The 11,362-nt window shown below is 59.8% G+C and carries 14 protein-coding genes; 9 read left to right on the plus strand and 5 right to left on the minus strand.

Annotation, left to right across the window (positions count from 1 at the left end):
* Window positions 1-107 precede the first annotated feature (107 nt).
* From EN991_RS08940 to EN991_RS08955, 4 genes are all read left to right on the plus strand, one after another.
* Window positions 108-1,013, plus strand: a complete 906-nt coding sequence (locus EN991_RS08940; RefSeq protein ID WP_127368595.1) for an aldose 1-epimerase family protein — start codon at window positions 108-110, stop codon at window positions 1,011-1,013.
* A complete protein-coding gene (locus EN991_RS08945) occupies window positions 1,003-1,473 on the plus strand; it encodes a hypothetical protein (RefSeq protein ID WP_127368596.1) in 471 nt (156 codons plus the stop codon). The genes EN991_RS08940 and EN991_RS08945 overlap by 11 nt, the downstream gene beginning before the upstream one ends.
* A 50-nt stretch (window positions 1,474-1,523) precedes the next feature.
* Window positions 1,524-2,186, plus strand: coding sequence for a glutathione S-transferase family protein (locus EN991_RS08950; RefSeq protein WP_024505208.1), 663 nt, complete (start codon window positions 1,524-1,526; stop codon window positions 2,184-2,186).
* A gap of 64 nt (window positions 2,187-2,250) precedes the next feature.
* Window positions 2,251-2,907 (plus strand): DUF1629 domain-containing protein, encoded by a 657-nt coding sequence (locus EN991_RS08955; RefSeq protein ID WP_127368597.1) that lies wholly within the window; start codon window positions 2,251-2,253, stop codon window positions 2,905-2,907.
* Between the two features lie 2 nt (window positions 2,908-2,909).
* On the opposite strand, the gene EN991_RS08960 is transcribed toward EN991_RS08955, so the two are convergent.
* The gene (locus EN991_RS08960; protein WP_127368598.1) at window positions 2,910-3,821 is read right to left on the minus strand and encodes an agmatinase; all 912 of its coding nucleotides are present in this window, start codon (window positions 3,819-3,821) and stop codon (window positions 2,910-2,912) included.
* Between the two features lie 374 nt (window positions 3,822-4,195).
* Between EN991_RS08960 and EN991_RS08970 the strand changes: the two genes are divergently transcribed.
* Window positions 4,196-5,005, plus strand: a complete 810-nt coding sequence (locus EN991_RS08970; protein ID WP_063168036.1) for a nucleotidyltransferase family protein — start codon at window positions 4,196-4,198, stop codon at window positions 5,003-5,005.
* The gene (locus EN991_RS08975; protein WP_013531519.1) at window positions 4,998-5,747 is read left to right on the plus strand and encodes a metallophosphoesterase; all 750 of its coding nucleotides are present in this window, start codon (window positions 4,998-5,000) and stop codon (window positions 5,745-5,747) included. The genes EN991_RS08970 and EN991_RS08975 overlap by 8 nt, the downstream gene beginning before the upstream one ends.
* Before the next feature lie 39 nt (window positions 5,748-5,786).
* Here the strand turns inward: EN991_RS08975 and EN991_RS08980 are convergent, their stop codons facing one another.
* The 3 genes from EN991_RS08980 to EN991_RS08995 form a co-directional block, all read right to left on the minus strand.
* Entirely contained in the window at window positions 5,787-5,972 is a 186-nt protein-coding gene (locus EN991_RS08980) for a hypothetical protein (RefSeq protein WP_013531520.1), read from the minus strand.
* Window positions 5,973-6,373: 401 nt separating this feature from the next.
* The gene (locus EN991_RS08990) at window positions 6,374-7,564 is read right to left on the minus strand and encodes an NADH-quinone oxidoreductase subunit D (protein WP_063168035.1); all 1,191 of its coding nucleotides are present in this window, start codon (window positions 7,562-7,564) and stop codon (window positions 6,374-6,376) included.
* 55 nt (window positions 7,565-7,619) lie between these two features.
* Window positions 7,620-8,015 carry a hypothetical protein gene (locus tag EN991_RS08995; protein WP_013531523.1) on the minus strand — a complete coding sequence of 132 codons (396 nt, stop codon included), beginning with the start codon at window positions 8,013-8,015 and terminating at the stop codon, window positions 7,620-7,622.
* Window positions 8,016-8,265: 250 nt separating this feature from the next.
* Here EN991_RS08995 and EN991_RS09000 point away from each other — a divergent pair, with 250 nt between their 5' ends.
* Together EN991_RS09000 and EN991_RS39820 are read left to right on the plus strand one after the other, a co-directional pair.
* Window positions 8,266-8,493, plus strand: a complete 228-nt coding sequence (locus tag EN991_RS09000; RefSeq protein WP_013531524.1) for a hypothetical protein — start codon at window positions 8,266-8,268, stop codon at window positions 8,491-8,493.
* Window positions 8,490-8,783 carry a hypothetical protein gene (locus tag EN991_RS39820; RefSeq protein WP_164745831.1) on the plus strand — a complete coding sequence of 98 codons (294 nt, stop codon included), beginning with the start codon at window positions 8,490-8,492 and terminating at the stop codon, window positions 8,781-8,783. Before EN991_RS09000 ends, EN991_RS39820 begins: the two co-directional genes overlap by 4 nt.
* Before the next feature lie 55 nt (window positions 8,784-8,838).
* On the opposite strand, the gene EN991_RS09010 is transcribed toward EN991_RS39820, so the two are convergent.
* Window positions 8,839-10,746, minus strand: coding sequence for a DUF4396 domain-containing protein (locus tag EN991_RS09010; protein ID WP_127368600.1), 1,908 nt, complete (start codon window positions 10,744-10,746; stop codon window positions 8,839-8,841).
* Window positions 10,747-10,938: 192 nt separating this feature from the next.
* Between EN991_RS09010 and EN991_RS09015 the strand changes: the two genes are divergently transcribed.
* On the plus strand, window positions 10,939-11,362 hold a 424-nt coding region (locus EN991_RS09015), incomplete at its 3' end, for a hypothetical protein (protein WP_127368601.1).

Below are 11,362 nucleotides of genomic sequence, written 5' to 3' on the forward strand. Positions count from 1 at the left end.
CTCCCGCCACAATTCGTTCCTGCAGAACCAGGCTGCACCTTGAGTCCCGAAGCGCTTTTGCTAGTCTGCCCACCGCGCCGGCCTTCAACAACAACCCGCGAGGAAATGTGGCACAGGACAGCCAAACGCTTCATGGCGACGGTATCTCGGCGACCATCGTTGCGCAGGGCGCCGAACTGATTTCGCTGCAAGATGCGCACGGATTCGAATTCCTGTGGCAGGCGGGGCCGGAATGGCGGCGTCACTCGCCGGTGCTGTTCCCGATCGTAGGGCGGCTGGCGGGCGATCATCTGCGCCATCGCGGCCGGACCTATCCAATGACGCAGCACGGGTTCGCGCGCGACAAGCCGTTTGCCTGGGCGCGGAAGGGGCCGCGATCCTGCACGCTGGTGCTCACCGACGATGTCGACACCCGGGCGCGCTATCCGTTCGCCTTTCGGCTTGAAGTGACCTACACGCTGGTCCGCCAGCAGCTTGATGTGACTTTCGACATCACCAACACTGGTGATGAGCTCCTGCCGGCATCGATCGGGGCGCACCCGGCATTCAATTGGCCCTTGCAGCCGGATCAGGCCAAGACGGACTACCGGCTGATCTTTGCCGATGATGAGCCGGCGCCGATCCGCCGCCTTAAGGACGGACTGCTGCTGAAAACGCCACAGCCGACGCCTGTCGAAGGCAACATACTCCCGCTCTCCGAGCGGTTGTTCGACGAGGACGCGGTGATCATGGACCAGCCCGCAAGCTCCAGCGTGCGTTATGCCGCCGAGCGTGGCCCGGCGATCGAGATGTCCTGGCAAGGGGTTCGGGAGTTGGGCGTCTGGTCAAAGCCGGGCGGCGCGCCGTTCCTGTGCATCGAACCCTGGCACGGCCTTGCAAGCCCGGTGGATTTCGATGGTGATTTTGTCGACAAACCAGGCCTGATGCTGATCGCGCCGGGTGCAAGTCGCGTGATGAGCTATCAGGTACGTCTGCTGCCAATAGCCAATTGGAGTGCGCTCAGTGAATTCTGAAACGATCGAGATCTACCATCCACGTGGTGTTTCAAATTTGGGCCAATGGGACATTGGTGGTCTCAAGCTCAAAGTCTATGGTCTCGTCGCAGACAACAAAAAGATCGACGAACCCATGGCGACTCTGGCGCAGTCATTCGTGCGACAGGAGGTTCTGCCGCGTGTGGCGGACGAGGGTGACGAGAATGGCATGGGCTTTGTGATCATTCATCCTGGTGAGCTCGGTGTGTCCATCTTAGCTCACTGGTGGATACAGGGTTCGGTGCTTTGTCAGCACATCTATCGGAAGCTGTATTCCGCAACCGAACCGATGGACACGGTTAAGAGACCTGTTATTGCCTGTGTTCGGGAATTGGCTCTGATGAATGCCGAGCAGGAAGCTTGGCGAAAAACGATGATGAAAGGCGAGCCCAATCCATTGGGATACATGGGCGCTTGGGCTGACTTCGAAGCTGCATAGAGGCTGCTCATGATCGACTATTGCGTGGTCGCCCAGATCGTCGGTGCCCAATGAAGCTGTACTTCAGCCGCAATCCCAATCCTCGATTGGCGGTCGCGGTCGCACGCTATCTCGAAACGAAACTGGACTTCGAATTCGCCTCGCCATTCGCTGCCGGGCAAATGGAGAAATTTCGCCGGTTAAATCCCAACCTCTCACTGCCCATCCTTGTGGATGATGAGGGAAAGAGCCTCTGGGAGGCAGACGCCATAGCCTGCAGGCTGTCGCGCCACGCGCATTCGGATTTCTGGCGTACCGGCGATGACGAACCCGAGATGATCCGGTGGCTCAGCTGGGGCAAAGAGCACTTCGCACTCGCTTGCGACACGGTGCATTTCGAACGTGGGACGAAACAGCGGTACGGCATCGGCCCGATCGATCAGAAGCGGGTGGAGGAGGGCCTGAACCAATTCCATACGGCTGCGGCAATACTCGACGCCGTGCTTGCCGAGCGGCAGTGGCTGGTCGGCAATTCGGTTTCCTATGCCGATTTTCGAATGGCGACCTTCCTACCGTTCAACGACGCCGCCAGACTGCCGCTCGACGACTATCCCTCTGTCAGCCGCTGGTACCGTCGACTTGAAGACATCGACGCCTGGCGTGACCCTTTCAAAGGGATGGATGCACCCGAATTGCCGCCGGTGCCGCAAATGGCCGTCGCGGACCAGCGGTGAGAACGCGCGCGAAGAGCAGCGCAGCAGGCCGAACCTACCAAGGCGATGATGTGCGGGGGACCGGATGAACATCTATGTCCTGAGCGTGATCGAAGGACAGGAATGGGTCCTTCCTCGGCAGGCGGACGACTACCAGCTGTTTTCGACGCTCTGCGGCCGGAAGCAGACACAATGGCATCCGCCCAGGATGGAGATCCTGCGCGAACACGACGACGGTACGCTCCGGCAATATTCAGATTTTCCATGGCTTGGCGAGCATGTGCTCATCCTGCGGGCGAGGGCGTCGAAATTGCTTCGGCCAACCCTCGAACCGTACGGTGAATTCCTGCCGCTTCCTGCTGACGAGCCAATATCGCTCTTCAATGTCACCACCGTGATCGATGCGCTGGACGAGGAACGTTCAAAGATCGTTCGCTTTGACGATGGCGGCATCATGGTGATCGAAAGCCTCGTCCTTCGAGCGGACGCAATCGGCGGTACCGAGATATTCAAGCTGCCCGAGCGTGCCGACGGGGTGCGAATATCCGATATTTATCTGCAGGAGACGATCGTACGCCGGATCGGGGAGCTTGGGCTCAAGGGCATTGCTTTCAACCTGGTCTGGAGCGACGAGCCGGTCGGACGAGGCAGGATCGAATACCCAGGTGCCAAAAAGGGCATTTCAACCGCAAGCTCGCTCACGCGCTTTTGGGCCGCTCTGCGGCGAAGAGCGGGATTTTGACATCAAACCTGCCGGACGACGGTGCCGACCACATTGACGAGAAGGCGCGCGGCGGTCCGCGCTGACAGGCCGTCAATATCGGCCGGAGGATAGAACTCGACAAGGTCGAATCCTGCGATCCTGGCCCGTTTGCCGAGGCCGGCGATCAGGTCGATTACCTGCGTGTAGGTGAGGCCGCCGGGTGTACGCGCCGCCACGCCCGGCATGATGCTTGGATCAAGGCTGTCGCAGTCGAGGGTGACGACGACCCGCGCGGCTTTCGGAATATGCCGGAGCGCGGCTTCGACGCCCTGGGCATGAACCTCGCGGGCGGTCACGAAGCGGCTGCCATAGCGCCGGGCTGCTTCGATTTCGGCGATGCGCGCGCTGCCGACGCTGCGCAGACCGACCTGCACCATGCCGGCGACATGCGGCATCTCGCTTGCCCTGCGCATCGGGCTCGAATAGCCGTGGCGTTCGCCATGAACCTCGTCGCGCCAGTCTATATGGGCGTCGACCTGCAGGACCCAGACCGGCCCGTGCTCTGCAAAGCCGGCGAGGAAGGGAATGGTCATGGAACAGTCGCCGCCGATCAGGATCGGCACAGCCGGCAACGTCAGGATCTCGCGCGTTTTTGCCTCGATCCTGGCCCGGTTGCCGGCATTGTCATGCATGGTGGTCAAGATATCGCCGGCGTCGATGCAAGAGGCCGGCTTGCCGTCGAACAGCGGGCCGCCAAGATCGAAATCCCAGTGCTCGACGAATGCGGCATCGTCCTGGCTGGCAGCACGGATGGCGTTGGCGGCCAAGGCATAGCCGCTGCTGTCCCTGCCGGGATAGGTGCTGCCGTGACCGGCCCCGAAGATTACCGCACGAGGGACGTGGCTATCTGCAAGACGGTCGGGAAAGCCGAGAAAGGGAGGCGAGGGGGTCATGCCTTTATGGTCCTGATAGTGGCTTGGCGCACGCCGATCGGCTGCGGTTAGATCAAGCGCCTCGGCTTCAGCTTTGTGTGCCCGATTGGGTAAGCCCAATAAACCCCAAAACGATCGAGATCGAGCACCCACGGGGTGTTTCAAATTTGGGCCAATGGGACATTGGCGGCGGCATGGGCCGATTTCGAGGCGACATAGAGACTTGCGCCGGCGATGACGTTGGGCCGGGCTTGGATCGGCAGGCGCGATCCCGAAATTTCCAGTACGTGACGAGAATGAACCTTTGGCTGGCCGCCCGGTAGCGGAACCAGGCGGGGTTCACGTTGTTACCACAGCGGGCGACTGCCGGTTGCCGGATTCGGAGTCATCGTTTCATGACCAATGGCCCATTGCCTGAAAACGTTCTGGTCTCGCTTCCCATGATTGACGCAAAGGCGGCGCCGACGCTCAAAAATGCCGAGGCGGAGGTATTTTATACCGAAGCAATCCGCGAGCTTGCCGCCACCGACATTCCCTTTCTGGTCGCCGGGACCTACGCGGTAAGCGCCTATACGGGTGTCACCCGCCAGACCAAGGACCTCGATATCTTCTGCAAGGCAGGCGACTACGCGCGGATCCTCGCCCATTTCAAGCAGCTTGGATATGCCGTCGAAATCGAGGACGACCGGTGGCTCGGCAAGGTGTTCAAGGGCACGCATTTCTTCGACGTCATCTTCGGCTCGGCCAACGGCACGGTGCCTGTTGGCGACCTGTGGCTGGAACACGCCCGCCAAACCGAGCTGTTGGGCAGCAGGGTGCGGATCATCGGCCCGACCGAACTCATCTGGTCCAAATGCTTTATCCAGGACAGAGGGCGACACGACGGCGCCGATATCGCTCATACGATTCTCAAGGCGGGCGATCAGATCGATTGGCACCGGCTGCTTTCTTATCTGGAGGTTCATTGGGAGGTTCTGTTGATGCAGCTTATCAATTTCAGATGGATCTATCCGAGCGAGCGGGATCATATCCCGGCGTGGTTGCTCGATGAATTGCTCGACCGCCTCGCCAAGCAACGGCAATTGCCGTCTCCAAGGATGAAGATCTGCCGTGGGCGGCTGCTTTCGCAAACCGACTACGAGATCGACGTCAAGGAATGGGGCTTCGCCGGCGTCGGTGGTGTGGGAGAATTCCGTGATGGCTGATCCCGTCAAGAGCAGCGCGCCCAAGGACGGCGCACGCGCACTCAAAGTTGCCGCGGTCGGGGATCTCCATGTGCGGGAAGATGCACAAAACTCGTATCGAGACCTCTTCGGCGAGATATCGAGCGAAGCGGACATTCTCGTTCTCACGGGAGATCTGACCAATCTCGGCAAGCCTCGTGAAGCGGAGATGCTGGCCGAGGATCTGCGCAACTGCTCGATCCCGGTTGTGGCAGTCCTCGGCAATCATGACTACGAGTCCGGTGCGGTGGAAGACGTCACGAAGATCCTGCGGCAGGCGCATGTTCACCTCCTCGACGGGCAGACAGTCGAAATCGAGGAGGTCGGTTTTGTCGGCGTGAAGGGATTCATAGGCGGCTTCGGGTCACGCATGCTCGGCTCATTCGGGGAACCGGCGATCAAGACGATGGTCGCGGAAAGCGTGAACGAGGCAATGCGACTTGAAAATGCGATGCGCCAGGTGCGGGCCAAGCGCACGCTGGTGATCCTTCACTACGCGCCGATTGCCGACACCGTCGCGGGAGAACCGCTGGAAATATTTCCGTTTCTGGGCTCTTCACGTCTGGCCGAAACGATCGATCGATTTCAGGTCAGTGCTGTCGTGCACGGTCATGCACATCGCGGTTCTTACGAAGGCCAAACGCCTGGCGGAGCCAAGGTCTACAACGTCGCCATGCATGTGGCCAAGCCTGGCGGCCGCCCCTACGCCTTGCTGGAAATCTGATGCCAACGGCTTGCGCCGTCGATGCCCATTGGCCTGGACTCAGTTGGTGGCGTTGATCGATCTCGCCAACTCTTCCAGCTTGCGGGGATCGTTGCCGTGACGGCGCACCAGTTCGCGTGCCTGCCTGGACGGCAAATCGGTCGTGGCGGCCAGTTGTCGCACCTGCTGATCGTCGATGGCGACTTGCGGCAGTGTATGGTCGATATCTCCTGACTTGTCCTTCATCACGCTTCTCCTTGGTCGATTTCGACGACAACGGCTCGAAAATCCGACCGGTTCCGAACGATCTGCAACTTTTGCGCCGGCATCCGTGGGTGGACCAACGTGCGCCTGCCTTGAGGGCGCAACGATCTCGATGGCTGGATTCTGCCAGGAACCATGCCACGGCGGACGAGTTGTTCCAACTGAACGGAGATAGTTAGATGCCACAGCCAAGACAGCCAGACCCAAATCGCGATATGCCCGTGCCGCCTCCAACATGGAAGCCGGAGCCGATCGAGGAACCCGAACCGGAAACGCTTCCGGACGAGACTCCGCTGCCCAACCCCGACGAGAATGAAGAGCCTCCCGTCCACGCATGAGAGGGAATTTCTGCATCGCGGGGCAAGCGCGCAACCTGCCGAGGACTAACGATCTATCTCGCCAAACACGATGTCGAGCGACCCGATGATCGCGGCAACGTCGGCGATCATGTGCCCTCGAGACAGGAAATCCATCGCCTGCAGATGGGCGAAAGATGGCGCACGTATTTTGCACCGGTAAGGGACGTTGCCCCCGTCAGAAACCAGATAAACGCCGAATTCTCCCTTTGGCGCTTCAACCGCGGCGTAGACTTCTCCCGCCGGCACGCGATGCCCCTCGGTATAAAGTTTGAAATGCTGGATGGTCGCTTCCATAGAGCGTTTCATCGTGGCGCGCCGCGGCGGCGTGATCTTCTGGTTCGGAATCGCGACCGGCCCCTGGCCTTCGGATGACCGCAGTTTTTCCAGGCATTGCTTCATGATCCGCACCGACTGGCGCATCTCCTCCATACGGACGAGATAACGGTCATAGCAGTCTCCGTTCTTGCCGACGGGGATGTCGAAATCCATGTCAGGGTAACATTCGTATGGCTGTGCCTTGCGCAAATCCCATGCCGCGCCCGATCCGCGTACCATCACGCCGGAAAACCCCCAGCGCCAGGCATCATCCAGCCCGATCACACCAACATCGACATTGCGCTGCTTGAAGATGCGGCTGCCGGTGAGCAGATCGTCGAGGTTGTCACAGACTTTGAGGAACGGATCGCAGAAAGCCCAGATGTCGTCGAGAAGCTTCGCAGGCAAATCCTGGTGCACGCCGCCGATTCTGAAGTAATTCGCATGCATGCGAGCGCCGGAGGCGCGCTCGTAAAAGACCATCAGCTTCTCGCGCTCCGCAAATCCCCAAAGCGGCGGCGTCAGGGCGCCGATATCCATGGCCTGGGTCGTGACATTGAGGAGATGCGACAGAAGCCGGCCAATTTCGCAAAAAAGAACACGGACAAGCTGCCCACGCTTTGGAACTGTTATGTCGAGCAGTTTTTCGGCGGCGAGGCAGAACGCATGCTCCTGGTTCATCGGCGCGACATAGTCGAGCCGATCGAAATAGGGCAGCGCTTGCAAATAGTTCTTGTGCTCTATGAGTTTTTCGGTGCCTCGATGGAGCAAGCCAATATGCGGATCGGCACGCTCGACGATCTCGCCGTCCAGTTCGAGCACCAACCGAAGAACACCATGGGCGGAGGGATGCTGTGGCCCGAAATTGATGGTGAAGTTGCGAACGGCGGCTTCGACCATTGCTGCTCTCCGCGACTGCATTTCGTCGATTCAGTGATGCGTATGGTTCGATGCCTCAAGTCGTCGTCTGAATGATCAGCGTCAGCGTGCCATCGCCATCTATGTTTGCAGCGACAACCTGCGAGGAATTGAGCCCATTCGCTCTCAAAGCCGACGTCGCCTGAGGTGAGGCATCGACGGAGCTTTGCAGGCGAAGCAAATCTTCGGCGCTGGTCTGGTTAATCACGGCATCGGCCTGCGCCTTGATTTCGTCCGGCAAATCCTCGACGGCGACAATGGCGACGCCGGTGAAATTCAAACCGGCAGAGCCTGGATCGGGCGGCGCCAGCTCCGGCTGCGCTTCGCCCTGCGGTGGCGTCACCTGGGGAAGCTGCGGTCCGATAGTTTGGGCGTAGACGGGCTGAATGGTGACCGCCCCGGAAAGCGCGACAGCTATCGTCAACATGCGCATGGTCGCTCCTTGCATTCTTCGAGGGAGATTTTGAAGAAACCCCCATGCTGAGCGATGGTTCCGCAAGGCCGGTCCCACCGGGCGATTTCGCCCCAACTCACCCCAGAGAGACGCCGAAAACCTGGCCAAGGCGTTCGTCACACGGCTGTCTCCAACCGGTTGGGCAGCTCCGTACGGAATCGTACCATCGATTGATCTGCACCTTGGACAGGATCAAAATGAAGCTGAGGTGACCATGGGAGGGAGCCGCATGAGCATCGCCAGATGGGCAATAAGACCTGTCGGTACCGCCAAGGCGTTTCTGGCAGAAGAGCTTCGAAGTGCGCGATACGGCGACATCGTTTCGGTCAAAGCGGCGATAGAGGCCGCTCGCAGGGACGCGCCTTATTTGCAGGATACAGATGATGAATTGATGGAGACGATCATCGAGCTGGCACGGGAACTGGGTCTGGCCGTCCTTTTTGACTCTCGCGATTGACCGATGAGCCATGGTCGATGCGATTTGGTACGAAATCGACAATTGGCTCATGGTCGAAAATGCGCAATCATTGGGAAATGGGACGACGGCTGGACGACAAACTCGATTGCAAGGCTTGTGGGACCATCCAAATGGACATTCCCGACGACGCCAACGAGTCGACGCCAATTCATTGCAGCAATTGCGGCGCCTTTCTCGGCGAATGGGGTGAATTGCAGGATGATTTCTACCGCCAGGCTCGCGGTACCGAAGCATTCGACTTGCGCAACGGAACCATTATCAAGAAGTAGCGCGCAACAATGCGCCCCCGGATGACACAGGTAAATCCACAGGGGGGTGGCAGATCTAACCGACGTCGATCACGACCATCAGCCCGCCGCCGCCCTTTTCCTCGACATTGTTGTTCGTCGTGTGATGCGGGATGTGGCAATGGATGAGCCACTTGCCGGGACGCCGTGCCTTCCAGACGACGTCATAGCGCTGTCCTGGCCCGACATTGATCGTATCGGCCAGAAAGCGCGCCGAGGGAGGAAGCGTCTCACCGTCACGAGCGACGACCTCGAAGGGTCCGCCATGGATATGCATGGGATGGACGAAGCCATTATTGGTGCCGATGAAACGCACCTTCAGCGTCTCGCCCACCTTCATGGGGATGGCGTCGGTTGCGGGATAGGCCTTGCCGTTGATGGTGAAGAAGTTCGGCATACCGCCTTCCATCGGCATCGAAGGATAGGTCAGTCCATCGCGCACCAGCCATTCCTGAAGTTCGATCACATAGTCGTGGTCAGCCTGAACCTCGTCGGCGGGATTGGCAGGGTCGATGATCAGCGCCCCATAGAGCCCCAGCGCCTGGGTACGGTCCGGCTTGGCATGCGGATGATAGAAATAGGTCCCGTGCTGGGTCGCGGTGAATTCGTAGGAATAGGATTGCCCAGGCTCGATCGGCGGCTGGGTGATCTCGGCGGGCCCATCCATCTGGTTCGGCAGGATCATGCCGTGCCAATGCACCGTGGTCTCCTCAGGCAGGTCGTTGGTGACGTCGATGCGAACCTTATCGCCCTGGCGAATGTGGATGCGCGGACCGGGGATCTGGCCGTTGTAGGCATAGGCGTCGACCGCGACATTGGGCAGGATCTGCCAGCGGACCACTGAGGGCCTGAGGTCGAACACCTTGACGCCGTTCTCCAGGCGGAATGGCAGTTCCTGGTCGCCTTTGGCGGCAAGGCCATAGGATGCCGTGACGCGATGCGGATCGGTTGCAGCCATGTCACGCATGGCTTCCGCCGGCGTGTCGCGGCCCATGATCATGCCTTGCGGCATGATCGCCCCGCCGACGTCACGTGCTGAAAGCGTCAGGTTCAGCCAGTTCGCCGGTGCGGCCATGCCAATCGCCAGCGCCAGCACCGAGACCATGCCGAGGGCTGCTATCTGCGGCGTCGTGGCGTCCGTCTCCATCTGATGGCCGCTGCGTTTGGGTTTGTGGGATGTGTTGGCGTGGCCTTGTCGTCGATCATCGCCGGCGCGGGCATGATGCGTAGCGTGCTGTTGCTGGGCGGTCGGCTCTCGACTGCTCATTTCGGCCGCCTGCGGGCGCTGCGTCATCAACCCGTGCTTCAGTCCGCGAGCGACCAGCCAGACATTGGCGGGATAGGCAAGCGTGAAGCCGGCAATGACGCCGATCGACATCACGCCCCAGAACAAGAGCTCGGTCGGCTCCATCGCGCGCATGTCGCGCCCCATCATCAGGAAGCTCATGACGGGCGCCATGCCGGCCATCATGAAATTCATCGAGATGAACTCGGGCAGGAAGCTCTTGCGCACATTCTCCCAGTAGGTGCCGCCCATCATCGATTTCATGAACAGCGACTGGAAGATGAACAGGCCGAAGGCGAAACCCGCCAGATATTCGACGATGAGGTCGAGCCACATCGGCAGGCCAAGCGTTGCCGTAATGACTGCCGCGAGAATGATGCCGGTCGCATCGCCGGCAACGCAGTGGATGGTCGAACCGACGCCTTGCTTCCACAGCGGCCTGGTGAAGTCTTCATGCTCGCCCGGTCGTGGCTCCTTGTCTGCAAGCACATAAAGCAGCAGCCCCAATGGACCCATATAGAGGGTCACCAGGATGAAACCCCATTTCATCACCAGCGGTTCGGGATTGTTGCGGTATTGATCGAAGCCGACATAGAGCGTCGAGGTGGCGGCAAGAGCGAACCAGACAGCAAGGAAATAGTCGATTGGCTGGATGAACATGGATGCATCCCGTCGCGGATCAGCGGTTTGTCACAAGCAGCCCCCGCCGATGAACGCAGCACGTGTGTTTATGATCCCGCCGGCCCAATCCGGTTGTGTCGAATTCTCCAGCCTGGCGCTCTTGTCGAAGCATTACGGCGCGGTAATTCCCTTGAAGGCGTGGGCGCTTCGCTGCCTCAACAGGAGCTGGCCATGAAACATCAAACACTCGACCAACTGCATGCCGTCGCCAAGATTGAATCGTCGGCTGCATATTCCGCAATGACACGAAATCAGCGCATAGAGCGCTGGGCTGAACTGCTGGAGCGTAATCCCGAGCGATGCCTTGGCGCGTTTGCAGGCACCGAACATCTGCACCCCGAAGCACGTGCAATGATGCGGGGCGAGGGAACCGCAATTTCGGTTGCTTTCGAAGATCCAGTGCTGCGCGCATCGGGTTTGAAAGACGATACATACGGCGAGGCAAAGCGCTTTTTCGAGCTGAACGACTGGCAGTTGCACGACATCGTCTGCGATTGCCACGTCGGCTCAACCATGAAAGCGCGCTGGGCTGCGACGCGAGTCCGCTCAGCCGTCAGCGGCAGGGTCTTTGCGGGGTTGCGGCAAAGGATAATGC

This window comes from Mesorhizobium sp. M7A.F.Ca.US.005.03.2.1, from assembly GCF_003997795.1.
Taxonomy (GTDB): Bacteria; Pseudomonadota; Alphaproteobacteria; order Rhizobiales; family Rhizobiaceae; genus Mesorhizobium; species Mesorhizobium ciceri.

What these genes read in the sequence shown, in the direction of transcription:
- EN991_RS08950 (WP_024505208.1), top strand. Translation starts at nt 1,524, where the DNA reads ATGAAGCTGTACTTCAGCCGCAATCCCAATCCTCGATTGGCGGTCGCG.
- EN991_RS08955 (WP_127368597.1), top strand. Translation starts at nt 2,251, where the DNA reads ATGAACATCTATGTCCTGAGCGTGATCGAAGGACAGGAATGGGTCCTT.
- EN991_RS08960 (WP_127368598.1), bottom strand. Translation starts at nt 3,821, where the DNA reads ATGACCCCCTCGCCTCCCTTTCTCGGCTTTCCCGACCGTCTTGCAGAT.
- EN991_RS08970 (WP_063168036.1), top strand. Translation starts at nt 4,196, where the DNA reads ATGACCAATGGCCCATTGCCTGAAAACGTTCTGGTCTCGCTTCCCATG.
- EN991_RS08975 (WP_013531519.1), top strand. Translation starts at nt 4,998, where the DNA reads ATGGCTGATCCCGTCAAGAGCAGCGCGCCCAAGGACGGCGCACGCGCA.
- EN991_RS08980 (WP_013531520.1), bottom strand. Translation starts at nt 5,972, where the DNA reads ATGAAGGACAAGTCAGGAGATATCGACCATACACTGCCGCAAGTCGCC.
- EN991_RS08990 (WP_063168035.1), bottom strand. Translation starts at nt 7,564, where the DNA reads ATGGTCGAAGCCGCCGTTCGCAACTTCACCATCAATTTCGGGCCACAG.
- EN991_RS08995 (WP_013531523.1), bottom strand. Translation starts at nt 8,015, where the DNA reads ATGCGCATGTTGACGATAGCTGTCGCGCTTTCCGGGGCGGTCACCATT.
- EN991_RS09000 (WP_013531524.1), top strand. Translation starts at nt 8,266, where the DNA reads ATGAGCATCGCCAGATGGGCAATAAGACCTGTCGGTACCGCCAAGGCG.
- EN991_RS09010 (WP_127368600.1), bottom strand. Translation starts at nt 10,746, where the DNA reads ATGTTCATCCAGCCAATCGACTATTTCCTTGCTGTCTGGTTCGCTCTT.